The following is a 14,815-nucleotide window of genomic DNA, read 5'->3' on the forward strand; positions in this document are numbered from 1 at the left end:
TCTACAGCAGCCTCATTTGCTGTCAAGTGGTTATTTTCAGAAGTTTTCAAGGATTTCCTTAACAACTTCAACCACTTGCGCTTTCGATCTCTCGTCAGCGGGAGGCGAATTCTACAGCGTTACACGCTGCTGTCAACACCTCTTTTTCAACTTCCTTCTGGCTTCGATGACCTGAAGCTACTTGCTGCCGAAAACTGCGTAACTCGTTGTTTACCAAGGAGTTTCCCGTTTCGACTGCGTCGGAAGTGGGGCGAATTATAGACATCTGAAATCTGCCGTCAAGCACTGATTTGGGTTATCTATCAGGATGCGCAAAATCGCAGCTTATATATAGACGCGGCACCAAGTAATGCGCAGTATATTGCTCAACACAACAATAGCGCTCCTGTTTCACCCCACTTTGGACGATGCCTCTCAATGAATGACCAACCTCGCAGCCTTGCCTCGACCTTGTTCTCGGTCGGCCTGCTAATAATAGCCATGGCATCTATCCAGTCCGGAGCCTCCCTGGCCAAAAGCATGTTTCCCGTTGTTGGTGCCCAAGGAACCACCACTCTGCGCCTGATTTTTGCCAGCGTCATCATGCTGCTGCTCCTGCGCCCATGGCGTGCGAAGCTCACTGCGAAGTCCCTGCGAACCGTCATCGTCTACGGCATGGCCCTGGGCGGCATGAACTTCCTCTTCTATATGTCCTTGCGCACAGTGCCTCTGGGTATCGCGGTGGCCCTTGAATTCACCGGGCCATTGGCAGTCGCCATTTACGCTTCACGCCGCGCAATCGATTTCCTGTGGATTGCGCTTGCAGCGCTCGGCTTGCTCTTACTGATACCGACGGGTGCAACAACCGCAGGCATCGACCTGGTAGGTGCCGGCTATGCATTGGGCGCTGGGGTATGCTGGGCGCTTTACATTCTGTTTGGGCAAAAGGCCGGTGCCGACAATGGCGTGCAGACCGCCGCATTGGGGGTAATGATTGCCGCCCTGTTCGTAGCACCCATAGGCATTGTTCATGCTGGAGCCGCGCTGTTGACCCCATCACTGATCCCGATCGCCCTCGGTGTTGCCATTCTGTCCACAGCCCTTCCCTATACGCTGGAGATGGTCGCCCTCACCCGTATGCCAGCCAGGACATTCGGAACATTAATGAGCATCGAACCCGCCATTGGTGCGCTATCCGGCTTACTGTTCCTGCAGGAATACCTGTCCCTGTCACAGTGGATGGCTATCTTGTGCATCATCCTGGCTTCGGTCGGCGCCACCATGACCATGGGCAGTTCCGCCAAGCCAGCCATTGCGGCGGATTGATGCAAGATTTGACGAGGCTCTGGTATTTGCCGCTCATTTAGGCCATGTTTAGCCCGCAATCCGATGTCAGACATGGACTTTTCAAGACAGGGAAATCAGCACGCTTCATGCGAAAGCGAATACTGCCAGACCGGGCGTCAGATCCGGGAAAGCAACAAGGACAGCAATGAAACGAATTTTGATTTTGATCGCCGTACTTGCGATTGCGGGCTGCGCGGCGACAACGAAGACCCAGGTCAAGCACGGCAGGAAAGGGCTGCATATCAACTGTTCAGGCCTGTCGTCATCCTGGGATCAGTGCTACGCCAGTGCCGCCAACTCGTGCGCACCTAAGGGATACAAGGTCATTGCCAAGTCAGGGGATGCCGTAGAGGAACCGGGCGACTATCCGTTTGGCCTCAATCCAGCGGGTTACACCAGTCGCAGCATGATTGTCATCTGCAAGTAGATTGCGGCCTCGTCGTCAGGCTCCAGGGCCTGCGATCTGCCGTCCGATCTCATCGTAACTGGACTTCAGCACCTTATGCTGAAGCTCCGTAGTGGCCAGCATCCTCGCCACCACCAACGCCCCGATACATTGCGACAGAATGGCCCAGGCCAAACTGTCGCTCTCCAGCACCTGTGCCCAACTCTCCTGCAACTGACAAATCCAGTGCTCCGCCTGCTGACGAATCGCGATGTCAGAACGCGCGATCTCGGCGCCCAACGCCGGCAGTGCGCAACCCGTTTCCGGATGTTCGACATGGCACATGCTCAGGTACTGTTTCAGGCACCGCTCAAGCTTGTCGCGATCCTGCTCGGCCCCCAATCGCTCCAGACTTTGCCTCAATTCACTTTCAACAACTGAAGCAAACAACTCGTCCTTTGAAGAGAAGTGACTGTAGAAAGCCCCGCCACTCAAACCGATCGCCTTCATCAAGCCGTCCACACCCACCGTCGAAAACCCGGATCGCTTGGCCGATACCGCACTGCTTTGCAGGAGTTTTTCTCTGGTTTCCAACTTGTGACTGGCCGAGTAACGCATTGCCTTTCCCTCAGGTTTGATCGCCTTGACGCTGATCAAATCGTAGCATAACGTTCGTTTAGTTAACGATCGTTTACTAAAGGGATCTACCCATGAATAACAAGAAGGTCGTGCTGGTCGTTGGTGCGGGTGATGCTACCGGTGGCGCCATTGCCAAGCGTTTTGCCCAGGAAGGATTCGTCGCCTGCGTGACCCGCCGCAGCGCGGACAAACTCCAGCCGCTAGTCGATGCAATCCTGGCCTCCGGCGGCGAAGCCCACGGCTTTGCTTGCGATGCGCGCAAAGAGGAGGATGTGGTGGCATTGGTCGAGCAGATTGAAAGCGAGATCGGTCCTATCGAGGCGTTTGTCTTCAACATCGGCGCCAATGTGCCTTGCAGCATTCTGGAAGAAACCGCCCGCAAGTATTTCAAGATCTGGGAAATGGCCTGTTTCTCGGGTTTTCTCAACGCCCGTGAAGTGGCCATTCGCATGGCCAAGCGTCAGCGTGGAACGATACTGTTCACCGGCGCAACCGCCGGCATGCGAGGCGCTGCGGGATTTGCCGCGTTCGCCGGCGCCAAACACGGTATCCGTGCATTGGCGCAAAGCATGGCCCGTGAGCTGGGGCCGATGAATATTCACGTCGCCCATATCATCGTCGACGGTGCCATCGATACCGACTTCATACGCGACAGTTTCCCCGAGAAGTACGCAACCAAAGATCAGGACGGCATTCTCAACCCCGAGCACATCGCCGAGAACTACTGGTACCTGCACAGCCAGCCTCGTGACGCCTGGACCTTCGAGCTGGACCTGCGCCCCTGGAGCGAACGCTGGTAAACCCTCCTCTATAACCACAGAGCGCAACGACCATGAGCAAAACCGTGGAGTTCTACTTCGACCTGGGCAGCCCCGCCACTTACCTGGCATACACACAGTTACCCAAGATCTGCGAGCAAACCGACAGCCAGCTCCTCTACATCCCGATCCTGCTTGGCGGAGTCTTCAAAGCCACCGGCAATGCTTCCCCGGCGACTGTTCCAGCCAAGGGTCATTATATGTTTCAAGACCTCGACCGTTTCGCCAAACGTTATGGCGTGCCGCTGAAGTTCAATCCGCATTTCCCGATCAACACCCTCATGTTGATGCGTGCCGTCACTGCCATGCAGTTGCGCCACCCCGAGCGTTTTTTGGCATTTATCGACTGTCTGTTCAAAGCGTTATGGGTTGACGGCCGCAGCCTCGATGAACCGGCCACCGTCGGAGCCGTATTGACCCAAAACAACTTCGATCCCAATGAAGTGCTGGCCCTGACCGCCGACGAAGAGGTCAAAGCCGCGCTCAAGACCAATACCGAAAAAGCGGTGCAGCGCGGCGTATTTGGTGCCCCCAGCATGTTTGTGAATAATCAGTTGTTCTTCGGCCAGGATCGACTGGACTTCGTCCTTGAAGCCCTGAGTTAAATCTCGACCACCAACCGCCCCTGCGCTGTTCCCGATTGCAGCAGTTCATGGGCGGCGTCGGCGGTTTGCAGGGTGAACCGGCGCGGATCGAGAATGGGTTTAACTTTGCCTGCCTCGATCAAACGCGCCGATTGCCGAAGAATCTCCGCGTGATGTTCAAGCCCCTCGCCCTTCAGCAACGGAAGCAACGTGAATACTCCGGAATAGGTTGCCCCGCGAAATGAAAGCGGCGCGAGACTGTGCTGCCCCCATCCCAGACAACTCACTACATGGCCGTGATAAACCCGCGCGGCCCTGAATGATGCGTCCAGAACCTCACCGCCCACCGTGTCATAAACGATATCGAAGCCCGCCCCATCCGTGTGTTCCGCCACATAAGCCTCGACTGAAGACTGGCGGTAATCGATAAACGTTGCCCCCAAATCCTCTATAACCGCTTGATGGCGCGCAGATCCCGTGGCAAACACCACTGCGCCGAATGCACGGGCGATCTGCACCGCAACATGCCCGACGCCTCCTGCACCACCGTGAATCAAGACTCTTTGCCCCGCCCGCACCCGCGCCCGATCAACCAACCCTTCCCACGCGGTAATCAGCACCAACGGCAAACCGGCCGCTTCGCGCATGTCCAGATTGCGCGGTTTATGCGCCAAGAGCCGCGCATCGACCACCGCGTACTCAGCCAGTGACCCCTGAACTCCGCCAATCCCCGTCGCCATCGCATAAACCTCATCCCCCGGCGTCCAGCCACTTACTCCCTCCCCCAGCGCTTCCACTGCTCCCGCCAGATCCATGCCCAACACTGCCGGCAAAGGTTGCTGCGCGTGAGCGGCCTGGCCCGACCGAATCTTCCGGTCCAATGGATTAACCCCGCTGGCCGCTACCCGCACCAGGACCTGTCCCACGCCTGGAGTCGGCCGGGGAATGGAAGTCAAGCGTAGCGGTGCATCAGCCGAGTCAACAATCAGCGCACGCATGTGCAGTGAGTCAGTCATTTCGCATACTCCCGTCAGAGGTGGTTGTAGGAATGATCTTCGACCAAACCACTCATGCCGATAAGACGCCAGATCGCTATAGTAACTATGCCCTGACAGCATCAATGAGGCACCTCATGGACAAATTAAACGCAATGTCGGTTTTCGTGCGTGTGGTCGAACGCGGCAGTTTTTCCGCCGTTGCCCGGGAGATGCACACCAGTCAGCCGACCATCAGCAAAATGCTGCAGGCACTGGAAAGGGAGCTGGGCGGCAAACTGATTGCCCGCAGCACCCGAAAGTTATCGCTGACCGATGAAGGCCAGCGCTATTACGAGCAATGCCGGCACATCCTCGCTGCCGTGGACGCCGCCGAACACAACTTCCAGTCTGGCCGGGAGACCATCGCCGGCCCTCTGCGAATCGGTTCTTCCGTGAGTTTTGGGCGCCTGCAGATTGCTCCGCGTCTGCCGGCGTTTCTCAGGCGCTATCCCGGGATTCAGGTTGACTTGCAACTCAGTGATCAAAATCAGGATCTGGTCAGTGAAGGTCTGGACGTCACGCTCAGGATTGGCGCGTTGAACGACAGCGGCCTGATAGCTCGCCACATCGGCACCACCCACCGGATGACCGTGGCGGCACCGCATTACCTGGCGCAACACGGCGAGCCACGAACGCCGGAAGACCTGCGCGGGCACAACTGCCTGCAGTTCAATCTGCTGACCAGTCAAAACGTGTGGGTTTACAACCATGGCGCACATCGTCATGAAGTGCGGATCAAGGGCAATGCGCAGAGCAACAACTCCGAAGCGATTCGCGAGTTGGTCCTGGGGGGATTGGGGGTGGCGTTGTCGCCGGTGTGGCTGTTCAGCGAGGATCTGAAAGCCGGGAGAGTGACAGCGTTGCTGCGTGACTACACCGCGCAGCCGCTGCCGATAAATGCCGTGTCCCCGGCGAATCGTCGCCAATCGGCCAGGGTCAAAGCCTTTGTCGATTACATGAGTCAGGCGCTGGAAACAGCGCCTGAGCTGCAAGCCATCAAATAGCCGCGGTACGAGTGTTCAGCCACTCAAGGGCCGCGCCGTCGAGCAACGGGCTCAAGCGCTCACGCACTTCGGCGTGGTAGGCATTGAACCATTGTTTTTCCTCTTCACTGAGCAACGAGGTTTCCAGGCAACGGGTATCGATCGGGCACAGGGTCAGGGTTTCGAACTTCAGGAACTCACCGAACTCGCTGCTGCCTGCTTCGCGGTTCATCGCCAGGTTTTCGATGCGCACGCCCCATCGACCCGGACGGTACGTACCTGGCTCGATGGAGGTGATCATGCCCGGCAGCATCGCGGTCTGAGGTGCCGGAGCGGCCTGGTAGGCAATGACCTGCGGGCCTTCGTGAACATTGAGGAAGTAGCCGACGCCGTGACCGGTGCCGTGCCCGTAATCGACGTTTTCGGCCCAGATCGGCGCACGTGCGATGGCGTCCAGCAGCGGCGACAGGATGCCTTTCGGAAACTGCGCACGGGACAAGGCAATCACGCCTTTGAGCACGCGGGTGCAGTCGCGTTTCTGCTCTGCAGTCGGTGTTCCCACCGCGACCATCCGCGTGATGTCGGTGGTACCGCCGAGGTACTGACCACCGGAGTCGATCAGCAACAGACCGTCGCCTTCGATCACCGCGTGTTCTTCTTCGGTGGCGTGGTAATGCGGCATGGCGCCGTTGGCGTTGAATGCAGCAATGGTATTGAAGCTCAGCGACACGTAATCCGGACGGCGTTCACGGGCAGCGGTGAGTTTTTCGTCGATGGTCAGCTCTGTGATGCGTTCGCGGCCCAGCGCCGAGTCCAGCCAGGTGAAGAATTCGCACAGCGCCGCACCGTCCTGCTCCATGGCCTGACGGATGTGTTCGGCGTCGGCCAGGCTTTTCTGCGACTTGGCCAGCGTCGTCGGGTTCAGACCTTCGACCAGTTTGACGCCATCGTTCAAGTTATCCAGCAAACCGGCCGTGACGCGCGCCGGATCAACCAGCAGACTTGCACCGGTCGGCACTGCGCGCAGGGCATCGGCCACTTCGCTGTAATCACGCAAGATCACGCCATCCTGCTCCAGGACCGCGCGCAACTCGGCGTCAACCTTGCTCAGTGCCACAAACAAGGTGGCCTGTTGTGGGTTGATCAAGGCAAAGGAAACGAATACCGGGTTGAACGAGACATCACCGCCGCGCAAGTTGAACAGCCAGGCGATGTCATCGAGGGTGGCGATGAAATGCCAATCGGCGCCACGCGCCTGCAGGGTTTCACGCAGTTTGGCGAGTTTTTCGCCACGGCTGACGGTCGCCTGTGGAGGCAGGTGTTGGTAGATCGGCGCGTTCGGCAGCGTCGGGCGATCGCTCCAGACTTCGCTGAGCAGGTCGATGTCGGTCCGCAGGCGAGCCCCGCGCTCTTCGAGTTTGCCGCTCAGAGTACGCGCCGAGGCCACGGCCATCACCGCACCATCGACTGCGACCACGCCGCCTTCCGGGGTTTGCTCGGCGAGCCAGTCCAGCGGGCTCGGCTGGCCCGGTTGCAGCTTGACCAGTTCGATGCCACTGCCCTTGAGCTCCTTGGTCGCTTGTTCCCAATAACGGCTGTCAGCCCAGACACCCGCGAAATCCGCAGTGACGATCAGCGTGCCAACCGAACCGTGAAAACCCGACAACCATTGACGCCCTTGCCAGTAACCCGGCAGATATTCGGACAAATGCGGATCTGCCGACGGCACCAGCAAGGCGTGTATGCCCTCCCGACTCATCAGCTCACGGGTATGCGCCAGGCGCTGAGGCACCGATCCTGTAATTGAAACCTGCGTATTCATCATGACTCCTGCTAACCACTCATCATTATTGTTCAGTGCCGATCCACGCCGGCGCTTTGCGCCTTACTGCCAGAATGCCGGGGCACTGGCGCAGGCTGTTTTAATCAGGTGTACGGCTAGATCGATATCCTGCTCGGTGGTGAAACGTCCCAGGCTCAAGCGAATGGTGCGACTTGCCGAGTGGGCGTCATGCCCCAGCGCCAGCAGTACGTGGGACGGCGCATTGCTCGCGGAATTGCACGCCGAGGTCGCGGAAAACGCGATCGACGCGAGCAAGGCCGCTGAATTGAACTCGCCTTCACTGAAAGTCAGGCTCAGGGTGTGCGGTATACGTCGGGTCGGGCTGCCATTGAGGCGCACGCCGGGCATGCCCAGCAATGGATCGAGCAAGCGTTCACGCAGGCGCACGATCAAGGCTTTTTCTTCGTCGAACGCAGCCGCGGCCAAGGCGAAGGCCGCGCCCATGGCGGCAATCTGGTGGGTCGCCAGGGTGCCGGAGCGCAGGCCACCTTCGTGTCCGCCACCGTGGATCTGTGCCAGCAAACGCGGCCGCGCCCGCGGGCCAACGTACAACGCGCCGATGCCTTTGGGGCCGTAGAGCTTGTGCGCCGAGAACGACATTAAATCCACCGGCCACTCGGCCAGGTCGATCTTCACTTTACCCGCGCCCTGGGCCGCGTCGACATGAAACAACGCGCCGCGCTCGCGCACCAGGTGGCCGATGGCCGGAATGTCATTGACGGTGCCCAACTCGTTGTTGACCAACATCAGCGACACCAAAAAGGTGTCATCGCGCATGGCATCGCTGACGGCTTGCGCTGTAATCAGACCGTCGGCGTCCGGCACCAGATAGGTGACCTCGACGCCCGAGTCCTGCAACTGCCGGGCAGTGTCGAGGATCGCCTTGTGCTCGATTTGACTGGTGATGACGTGACCGCCAGCAACGCCGCGCGCCTGGGCGACGCCCTTGAGGGCCAGGTTGTTGGATTCAGTGGCGCCGGAGGTCCAGACCATTTGCTCAGCCTCGGCGCCGACCAGTTCGGCGACCTGGCGGCGCGCCTGCTCGACCGTTTGCCGGGCCTGTTGGCCGAACGCGTGGGAGCTGGAGGCAGGATTGCCGAAGTTGCCGTCAAAGCCCAGACACTCGACCATGACCTGGATGACTCGCTCATCCACCGGGGTGGTGGCGGCGTAGTCGAAATACAGCGGACGTTTATTCATAAAAAACTCGCAGAGCGTGTTCCGGGATCAGGAGGCTCGTGACTGCAACGGCGAAACGCAACCTTATGAGCTGCGTCCGGTTTTCAGAACGTTACCAATACCTGATCGGATGCCGTTAAAGAAGTACAACTTCATTTAAAAGTGCGTAGGAACGCTCCTGAAAAGCGAGCTTAACAGGCATCAGGCAATCGGTTGAAGCAATGCGTCAGTTGAAGCTTTCGAGCAGGATCGGATACAGCGACGCCACCAGCAATGCCGCCATGCTCCAGTTGAACAGGCGCAGCCAGCGGCGATCCTTCAAAACGTTGCGCAACAACGTGCCGCACGCCGCCCAGACACCGACACTGGGCAGGTTGATCAGGGCGAAAACCGCCGCAATCACAATCACGTTGGTGAAGTAGCCTTGCATCGGTGTATAGGTGCTGATTGCGCCGATGGCCATGATCCAGGCCTTGGGATTGACCCATTGGAACGCGGCGGCGCCGAGGTAGCTGATCGGTTTCGCCTCGCCCTTGGCACTGTCCGAGACCGGGCCGGAGTGGGCGATTTTCCACGCCAGGTACAACAAATATGCCGCGCCAACGTAACGCAGCACGGTGTAGAGCAAGGGATAGGTCTGGAACACCGTGCCCAAGCCGAAACCGACCGCCACCACCAGCACGAAAAAACCGCAGGTAATGCCCAGCATATGGGGGATCGTGCGGTGAAAGCCGAAGTTCACGCCGGATGCCAGCAACATGGTGTTGTTCGGGCCGGGCGTGATCGAGGTCACGAGGGCAAACAGGGCGAAGCCCAGCAGCAGATCAAGCGAGAGTGTCATGGGTGGCAATCCGTCAGGGTCGGTCAGGTAATGACCCTATCGCACCCCCCGCAGGAAACCCACGGACAGTTGGGCAAAACTTACAGCAGTACAGTCTTCGCTCAGCTTGGGCGGCCGTGCAGCTGTATAGCTCGCTCGGCGTTCATCTCACCTTGTTTGTCGAAGCTGAAGGTCTTCTGTGGCTGGCCGAGCAATTCGGCTTTTTTCGCGTGGTATTCGTCAAAGGACAAGCCGCGACGGTTCAACGCTTCCAGCGCCAGTTCCCGGGTTTCTTCGGCGGTGTAGGGCCGCAATTCCGGAGAAACATGGCTGGCACATCCAGCGAGAACGGAGACCGCGAGCAGCATCAAAGTGGCGATTAGAGGTTTCATGATCGACGTCCTGGCATCTGGGTTCGGGGCAATGAACACAGGCTACTCGCGCCTTTGGACGGGCAGAAATCATCGCTCTCGATAGTGGGTATCGAGATTTGATCGCTATTACCTGCAGGAGGCGGCTTTCTGACGAAGGCTTTGAATGTGTGCATCGAGCGTCAGGACGACCATCACGTTCAAGCGCAACTGTCGATCTAACCCACCAGGTTGCAGTGCAGTGCCTGGTCGTGACTGAGTTCCAGGCTGTGCAGCACCTGGAACGAACCGAAGGTCACGGTCTTCGCCTGATGGGTGCGGATCAGTTGCCAGAAATCCTGTTCGCCGCTTTCAAAACCCTGAAACGCGGCTTCCCCGGCCTCGCGGGTTTGCCATTGCAGATAATTGAGCACTCGCCGGCCATCGTCGCTGGCCTGGATGCTTGCACTCAGAAACCCACTGTGGTGCTGGGCCAGGCGTTCGGTCTGCCGTGACAGTGCCGCCACCAGTGCCGGTTGCTGGCCAGGCTCGATTTCGAATTCGATCAATTGGGTGAAACTGCGATTTTTCTCAGGCACTGGCATGAATTGTCCCCACTCATTAGTAAAACGAATCTTGCGATCCGAAGGTGTGCAAGATAAAACCTCAAGTTAACTAGAGGTCAAGAGGCTTTTTTCAAATGATCACCCCGGAAAAACTGCACAAGGAACTGACCGTCGGCCAATTGGCTGCACGCAGCGGCGTGGCGGTCACGGCGTTGCACTTTTACGAGTCCAAAGGGCTGATCAAAAGCAATCGCAATCAGGGCAACCAGCGGCGGTATCCACGGGAAGTGTTGCGCCGTGTGGCGCTGATCAAAGTGGCTCAGCGCTTGGGCATTCCCTTGGCGGAAATTGGCGAGGCGCTCAAGGCTTTACCGGATAACCGCGCGCCAACAGCGGCGGACTGGAAAGTACTGTCGGCGCAATGGAGCCGGGATCTGGATGAGCGGATCAATCAATTGACCTTGCTGCGTGACAAGCTCAATGGCTGCATTGGCTGCGGGTGTCTGTCGATGGAGGCTTGCCCGTTGCGCAATTCTGGCGATGTGCTTGGGGATCGAGGGCCGGGGGCGCGGCTACTGGAATCGGGAGTTGATCCGAAATAGGGGGGCGGCCATCGCGACCGGGTTCGGTCCCATAGAGGCTTGCATTCCGCCGGTCGGGGGCCCCCGAGTTGCCGCTGACGGCGATCTTTTTGTGAACTCAAAGACTGTCGACGATCAAACTCAAAAGATCGCAGCCTTCGGCAACGCCGCCACGGGATCGGCTGGAGAGCGATCTTCGTCTCACAATAAAAAAGGAGAACGATCATGAGCGTCAAACCCATTCCAGAGGGTTATCACAGCATCACCCCGTATCTGGGCATCGCAAAAGCTGCTGAAGCCATCGAATTCTACAAAAAAGCTTTCGGCGCCATCGAAGTCATGCGCCTGTCCATGCCCGACGGCGGCATCGGTCACGCCGAGCTGCGTATCGGCGACTGCCCGATCATGCTCGGCACGCCGTGCGATCAGGGGCCGTTGAGCAACCCGGACAGCTCGCCGTCGGTAGGCCTTCATTTGTATGTGACCGATGTGGATAAATCCTACAAACAGGCGATCGACGCCGGTGGCAGCGTGGTCTCGGAGGTCAAGGATCAGTTCTATGGCGACCGCTCCGGGACGTTGAAGGATCCCTATGGGCATCTCTGGTTTCTGGCCACGCGAAAAGAAGATCTGACTCAGGAGCAGATTGAGCAGCGGGCCAGGGAAATGTTTCAGCAGGGTTGAGCCCTGAGGTGTTGGATCTGCCGTCACCGCTGGCAGGCCAGCTCCCACAGGAGTCCGGTCGTTCACAGGTCTTGTGTACAGCCATAATCCCTGCAGGAGCCCGCTTGCTGGCGCTGTTGAACCCGGGGTGCCTATCGCCGGTAACCCGGCTCCTGAGGGGCTTACTACCCAAGCCGGAGAACGAAAAGACAACAAGAAACATTTTCTTTCATATCACCCTTCGGGATTTCGGGTGCTCATCCGTCCTATATAGATGCAGTCCTGTCGCGTAGGCAAAAGCCACGGCCGGGCCTTTCATGGACCTCATCGCTGCGAAGCCCGTAGTAGAGGCCTTTCATCGATATAAGACGCCCTAATCATGTCGAAGAAATCCCGTTCAAAACTCTGGTTCCTGGTCCATAGCTGGCTGGCGCTGCCGATCTGGTTTTTCGTCCTGATCGTCTGCGTGACCGGCACCCTGGCCGTGGTGAGCCAGGAAATCGTCTGGCTGGCCAACCCGCAAATGCGCGCCAGCCAGCCTTCGGACGATGCGCCGCGGCTCAATTACGACCAGGTCGTCAGCGCAATCAAAAAGGCCGAGCCTGACCTCATCATCGACAGCATCAGCCGCCCGGACGAATCGCACTTTGCCCTGGACGTCAGTGTTACCTATCCCGACGGGCGGGCGCTGACGGTCTACGTCAACCCATACACCGGCGCCATCCAGGGACCCGCGCCGCAATTCAACTTCCAGGCGTTCACCCGCGCCCTGCATGGCTGGTGGCTGGTGCCGTTCACCAATGGCTACAGTTGGGGCTGGTACCTGGTGTCGTTCCTCAGCCTGCCGCTGCTGGCCTCTTTGATCACCGGACTGGTGGTGTACAAGCGCTTCTGGAAAGGTTTCTTGCGGCCAACCCTGCGCATTCGCCACGGCGCACGGATTTTCTGGGGTGATTTCCACCGTCTCAGCGGCATCTGGTCGATCTGGTTCATCGCGGTGATTTCCGTCACCAGCACCTGGTTCCTGATCGAAGCGTTCATGTTCGACAACCAGATCTCCATCTCTACCGCGCCGGTGGCGCTTGTGGTGCCCCGTGAAAACGTACCGCTCACCGCCGATGGTTCGGCGGCACCGATGATCAGCCTGGAAGCGGCGATCCGCCAGGCCAAGGAACGCATTCCCGGTCTGGACGAAAGCTTTGTCAGCATGCCGGCCAACGCCTACAGCTACCTGTCGGTGGGGGGGCGCAGCTGGTATCCACTGATGTTCCAGACCGCCGAAATCAACCCGTACACCGGCGATGTTGCCGCCACGCGCCTGCTGTCGGACCGCTCGGGCCTGGAGTTCGTGACCGAGTCCATGCGCCCGCTGCACACCGGTGATTTTGGCGGACTCTGGATCAAGTTGATCTGGTTCTTCTTCGGCCTGCTGCTGAGCATGATGGTGCTCAGCGGGCTGTTGATCTGGACCAAGCGCACCGCCCTGGCCACCGCCAATGCCTTCAAGCGCAGCAACAAACGCCCTCGCAACGACAATGTCCCGGTGACCGGCCGTGAAACCACGGAGGTCAGCCAATGAGCCTGTTCATTGCGCAAAAACCAGCCTCGAAACTGAGCCGCTTCTGGCACAAGTGGCGTTTCCACATCAATGTCCTGCTGTTGCTGGTGCCGTTGGGCTTCATGCCCAAGTACTTCGCCGACGCCGCGCTGTTTCGCGGTGACACCGGGCTCGGCGAACGGGAGATCGGCGAAGTCCAGGTCGGCCCGTGGAGTGTGCGTCTCGCCGAGCTGCGCAATGAAGCACCTCGCCCCGATGGCCCGGCCGGCTATATGAAAAGCTTCAACGCCGCGCTGTGTGACAGCTGCCGCGAGCAGGTCAAGGCCACTTACCTGCGCATCGGCAAACCCCGCAGCCTGCGCGCCGCCGGGGTGATTTTCTTTGGCACGCCGTACCGCATGGGCGCCATGTTGCCGATCCCGGAAAAAACCAAGGCCGACGCCGAACTGTGGATCACCATGGAAGGCTGGGACGGCTCCATGCATCAGGCATCCATTCCTCTAAGCCAGGCCTCCCCCGCCACCCTTGCCTGGCTGAGCACTCAAGGAGGCAAACCATGATCAACCTTATTCGCCCTCTCAGCGCCGCGATGCTACTGCTCTGCGCCGGTTTCAGCACCAGTGCCCTGGCCCACAATCCGATGTGCGAGTGCAAGGCGATCGACGCCGAGCAGATCAAATGCACCGGCGGCTTCTCCGACGGCAGCGGCGCACCGGGCGTGACGCTGGATGTGATCGGCTACGACGAAACCATTCTGGTGCCCGGCAAGCTCGGGGCCGACTCGACCCTGACCTTCAAGAAGCCCGGCGCCGAGTTCTACGTGCTGTTCGACGCAGGCCCCGGCCACGTGGTCGAAATCGACCAAGCGGACATCGAGACCCCATGAGTACGCCCACCACGCAAGTCGTCCGCCCGGCCGGTGCCGGCCATGAAACCCTCTACGTATTGCTGTTGTGCCTGATCATTCTGACGGTGGCCGGTTCGGTGGTTGCCTGGCGCGGCGAGCCTCAGGAAGTGAGCAGCGTCAACAGCCATCAGCTGGATGCCCGCCGCGATCTCAGCGCGTCCGAGCAAGGCATCTACGCCGATCTGCGGGTAACGCTGGACGAAATTCATCTGCTGCGTCAGGAACAACAAACCCTGCCGACACCTGCAACCCTCGCCGATGAAGGCTTCGCACCGTTCGCCCAGGACGCCAGTGCTGTCAGTCGTGGCGGCCATGCCTGGCAGTTGCTAGATGCCAAGGCTTACTTCGGCCAGAGCCAGACCGCCCGCGTGGCCGGCTCGTTTCTGATGCGTTTGACCGCTGAAGACGACGCCCCCGACATCTGGCTCAACCGCGCCACCGACCTCAAGGCCCCTGCCGACCTCAGCAACGCCGCGCTCGAAAGCGCCGGCTGGCAGCAGATCGTCGCGCAATTCGATGCCGGCGTGACCCGCCAGCACCGGCACTGAACCCTCGCCCTCACCCGAGAGAAGACCG

The 14,815-nt window shown here is 59.2% G+C and carries 19 protein-coding genes; 12 read left to right on the forward strand and 7 right to left on the reverse strand.

Annotated elements, in window-relative coordinates; genetic code table 11:
- The 3 genes from BVK86_RS29995 to BVK86_RS19955 all read left to right on the forward strand — a co-directional run.
- Positions 1–261 (forward strand): hypothetical protein (locus BVK86_RS29995; RefSeq protein WP_208609344.1); only part of this gene is annotated, 261 nt, incomplete at its 5' end.
- Between the two features lie 156 nt (positions 262–417).
- A complete protein-coding gene (gene rhtA / locus BVK86_RS19950; RefSeq protein ID WP_075948036.1) occupies positions 418–1,305 on the forward strand; it encodes a threonine/homoserine exporter RhtA in 888 nt (295 codons plus the stop codon).
- Between the two features lie 166 nt (positions 1,306–1,471).
- The gene (locus BVK86_RS19955; RefSeq protein ID WP_075948037.1) at positions 1,472–1,753 is read left to right on the forward strand and encodes a hypothetical protein; all 282 of its coding nucleotides are present in this window, start codon (positions 1,472–1,474) and stop codon (positions 1,751–1,753) included.
- Positions 1,754–1,768: 15 nt separating this feature from the next.
- Here the strand turns inward: BVK86_RS19955 and BVK86_RS19960 are convergent, their stop codons facing one another.
- Positions 1,769–2,329 (reverse strand): TetR/AcrR family transcriptional regulator, encoded by a 561-nt coding sequence (locus BVK86_RS19960; RefSeq protein WP_075948038.1) that lies wholly within the window; start codon positions 2,327–2,329, stop codon positions 1,769–1,771.
- A gap of 92 nt (positions 2,330–2,421) precedes the next feature.
- Here BVK86_RS19960 and BVK86_RS19965 point away from each other — a divergent pair, with 92 nt between their 5' ends.
- Positions 2,422–3,150, forward strand: coding sequence for an SDR family oxidoreductase (locus BVK86_RS19965; RefSeq protein WP_075948039.1), 729 nt, complete (start codon positions 2,422–2,424; stop codon positions 3,148–3,150).
- A 32-nt stretch (positions 3,151–3,182) separates the two neighbouring features.
- The gene (locus tag BVK86_RS19970) at positions 3,183–3,773 is read left to right on the forward strand and encodes a 2-hydroxychromene-2-carboxylate isomerase (protein ID WP_075948040.1); all 591 of its coding nucleotides are present in this window, start codon (positions 3,183–3,185) and stop codon (positions 3,771–3,773) included.
- Here BVK86_RS19970 and BVK86_RS19975 read toward each other — a convergent pair.
- Positions 3,770–4,768, reverse strand: coding sequence for a zinc-dependent alcohol dehydrogenase family protein (locus tag BVK86_RS19975; protein ID WP_075948041.1), 999 nt, complete (start codon positions 4,766–4,768; stop codon positions 3,770–3,772). The genes BVK86_RS19970 and BVK86_RS19975 overlap by 4 nt on opposite strands.
- Before the next feature lie 116 nt (positions 4,769–4,884).
- Between BVK86_RS19975 and BVK86_RS19980 the strand changes: the two genes are divergently transcribed.
- Positions 4,885–5,793 (forward strand): LysR family transcriptional regulator, encoded by a 909-nt coding sequence (locus tag BVK86_RS19980; RefSeq protein WP_075948042.1) that lies wholly within the window; start codon positions 4,885–4,887, stop codon positions 5,791–5,793.
- Here the strand turns inward: BVK86_RS19980 and BVK86_RS19985 are convergent.
- The 5 genes from BVK86_RS19985 to BVK86_RS20005 all read right to left on the reverse strand — a co-directional run bounded on the left by BVK86_RS19985 (position 5,786) and on the right by BVK86_RS20005 (position 10,569).
- Positions 5,786–7,594 carry an aminopeptidase P family protein gene (locus BVK86_RS19985; protein ID WP_075948043.1) on the reverse strand — a complete coding sequence of 603 codons (1,809 nt, stop codon included), beginning with the start codon at positions 7,592–7,594 and terminating at the stop codon, positions 5,786–5,788. The two genes, BVK86_RS19980 and BVK86_RS19985, sit on opposite strands and share 8 nt — an antisense overlap.
- Positions 7,595–7,657: 63 nt before the next feature.
- Positions 7,658–8,815 (reverse strand): aminotransferase class V-fold PLP-dependent enzyme, encoded by a 1,158-nt coding sequence (locus BVK86_RS19990; protein ID WP_075948044.1) that lies wholly within the window; start codon positions 8,813–8,815, stop codon positions 7,658–7,660.
- Positions 8,816–9,020: 205 nt separating this feature from the next.
- Positions 9,021–9,635, reverse strand: a complete 615-nt coding sequence (locus BVK86_RS19995; RefSeq protein ID WP_075948045.1) for a LysE family translocator — start codon at positions 9,633–9,635, stop codon at positions 9,021–9,023.
- A 101-nt stretch (positions 9,636–9,736) separates the two neighbouring features.
- A complete protein-coding gene (locus tag BVK86_RS20000) occupies positions 9,737–10,006 on the reverse strand; it encodes a hypothetical protein (RefSeq protein ID WP_075948046.1) in 270 nt (89 codons plus the stop codon).
- A 197-nt stretch (positions 10,007–10,203) separates the two neighbouring features.
- On the reverse strand, positions 10,204–10,569 hold the full coding sequence (locus tag BVK86_RS20005; protein WP_075948047.1) for an antibiotic biosynthesis monooxygenase: 366 nt from the start codon (positions 10,567–10,569) through the stop codon (positions 10,204–10,206).
- Positions 10,570–10,664: 95 nt separating this feature from the next.
- On the opposite strand from BVK86_RS20005, the gene soxR reads away from it, so the two are divergent.
- The 6 genes from soxR to BVK86_RS20035 all read left to right on the forward strand — a co-directional run bounded on the left by soxR (position 10,665) and on the right by BVK86_RS20035 (position 14,787).
- The gene (gene soxR / locus BVK86_RS20010; RefSeq protein ID WP_075948048.1) at positions 10,665–11,132 is read left to right on the forward strand and encodes a redox-sensitive transcriptional activator SoxR; all 468 of its coding nucleotides are present in this window, start codon (positions 10,665–10,667) and stop codon (positions 11,130–11,132) included.
- Positions 11,133–11,336: 204 nt separating this feature from the next.
- A complete protein-coding gene (locus BVK86_RS20015; RefSeq protein ID WP_075948049.1) occupies positions 11,337–11,795 on the forward strand; it encodes a VOC family protein in 459 nt (152 codons plus the stop codon).
- Positions 11,796–12,153: 358 nt separating this feature from the next.
- Positions 12,154–13,353 (forward strand): PepSY-associated TM helix domain-containing protein, encoded by a 1,200-nt coding sequence (locus tag BVK86_RS20020; RefSeq protein WP_075948050.1) that lies wholly within the window; start codon positions 12,154–12,156, stop codon positions 13,351–13,353.
- Positions 13,350–13,892 (forward strand): thiamine pyrophosphate-binding protein, encoded by a 543-nt coding sequence (locus BVK86_RS20025; protein WP_075948051.1) that lies wholly within the window; start codon positions 13,350–13,352, stop codon positions 13,890–13,892. Before BVK86_RS20020 ends, BVK86_RS20025 begins: the two co-directional genes overlap by 4 nt.
- On the forward strand, positions 13,889–14,218 hold the full coding sequence (locus BVK86_RS20030) for a hypothetical protein (RefSeq protein ID WP_075948052.1): 330 nt from the start codon (positions 13,889–13,891) through the stop codon (positions 14,216–14,218). Before BVK86_RS20025 ends, BVK86_RS20030 begins: the two co-directional genes overlap by 4 nt.
- On the forward strand, positions 14,215–14,787 hold the full coding sequence (locus BVK86_RS20035) for a DUF6162 family protein (RefSeq protein WP_075948053.1): 573 nt from the start codon (positions 14,215–14,217) through the stop codon (positions 14,785–14,787). Before BVK86_RS20030 ends, BVK86_RS20035 begins: the two co-directional genes overlap by 4 nt.
- The last annotated feature ends 28 nt before the right edge of the window (positions 14,788–14,815 follow it).

Origin of the sequence: Pseudomonas reinekei, assembly GCF_001945365.1 — a bacterium.
Lineage (GTDB): Bacteria > Pseudomonadota > Gammaproteobacteria > Pseudomonadales > Pseudomonadaceae > Aquipseudomonas > Aquipseudomonas reinekei.

What these genes read in the sequence shown, in the direction of transcription:
- rhtA (WP_075948036.1), top strand. Translation starts at nt 418, where the DNA reads ATGAATGACCAACCTCGCAGCCTTGCCTCGACCTTGTTCTCGGTCGGC.
- BVK86_RS19955 (WP_075948037.1), top strand. Translation starts at nt 1,472, where the DNA reads ATGAAACGAATTTTGATTTTGATCGCCGTACTTGCGATTGCGGGCTGC.
- BVK86_RS19960 (WP_075948038.1), bottom strand. Translation starts at nt 2,329, where the DNA reads ATGCGTTACTCGGCCAGTCACAAGTTGGAAACCAGAGAAAAACTCCTG.
- BVK86_RS19965 (WP_075948039.1), top strand. Translation starts at nt 2,422, where the DNA reads ATGAATAACAAGAAGGTCGTGCTGGTCGTTGGTGCGGGTGATGCTACC.
- BVK86_RS19970 (WP_075948040.1), top strand. Translation starts at nt 3,183, where the DNA reads ATGAGCAAAACCGTGGAGTTCTACTTCGACCTGGGCAGCCCCGCCACT.
- BVK86_RS19975 (WP_075948041.1), bottom strand. Translation starts at nt 4,768, where the DNA reads ATGACTGACTCACTGCACATGCGTGCGCTGATTGTTGACTCGGCTGAT.
- BVK86_RS19980 (WP_075948042.1), top strand. Translation starts at nt 4,885, where the DNA reads ATGGACAAATTAAACGCAATGTCGGTTTTCGTGCGTGTGGTCGAACGC.
- BVK86_RS19985 (WP_075948043.1), bottom strand. Translation starts at nt 7,594, where the DNA reads ATGAATACGCAGGTTTCAATTACAGGATCGGTGCCTCAGCGCCTGGCG.
- BVK86_RS19990 (WP_075948044.1), bottom strand. Translation starts at nt 8,815, where the DNA reads ATGAATAAACGTCCGCTGTATTTCGACTACGCCGCCACCACCCCGGTG.
- BVK86_RS19995 (WP_075948045.1), bottom strand. Translation starts at nt 9,635, where the DNA reads ATGACACTCTCGCTTGATCTGCTGCTGGGCTTCGCCCTGTTTGCCCTC.
- BVK86_RS20000 (WP_075948046.1), bottom strand. Translation starts at nt 10,006, where the DNA reads ATGAAACCTCTAATCGCCACTTTGATGCTGCTCGCGGTCTCCGTTCTC.
- BVK86_RS20005 (WP_075948047.1), bottom strand. Translation starts at nt 10,569, where the DNA reads ATGCCAGTGCCTGAGAAAAATCGCAGTTTCACCCAATTGATCGAATTC.
- soxR (WP_075948048.1), top strand. Translation starts at nt 10,665, where the DNA reads ATGATCACCCCGGAAAAACTGCACAAGGAACTGACCGTCGGCCAATTG.
- BVK86_RS20015 (WP_075948049.1), top strand. Translation starts at nt 11,337, where the DNA reads ATGAGCGTCAAACCCATTCCAGAGGGTTATCACAGCATCACCCCGTAT.
- BVK86_RS20020 (WP_075948050.1), top strand. Translation starts at nt 12,154, where the DNA reads ATGTCGAAGAAATCCCGTTCAAAACTCTGGTTCCTGGTCCATAGCTGG.
- BVK86_RS20025 (WP_075948051.1), top strand. Translation starts at nt 13,350, where the DNA reads ATGAGCCTGTTCATTGCGCAAAAACCAGCCTCGAAACTGAGCCGCTTC.
- BVK86_RS20030 (WP_075948052.1), top strand. Translation starts at nt 13,889, where the DNA reads ATGATCAACCTTATTCGCCCTCTCAGCGCCGCGATGCTACTGCTCTGC.
- BVK86_RS20035 (WP_075948053.1), top strand. Translation starts at nt 14,215, where the DNA reads ATGAGTACGCCCACCACGCAAGTCGTCCGCCCGGCCGGTGCCGGCCAT.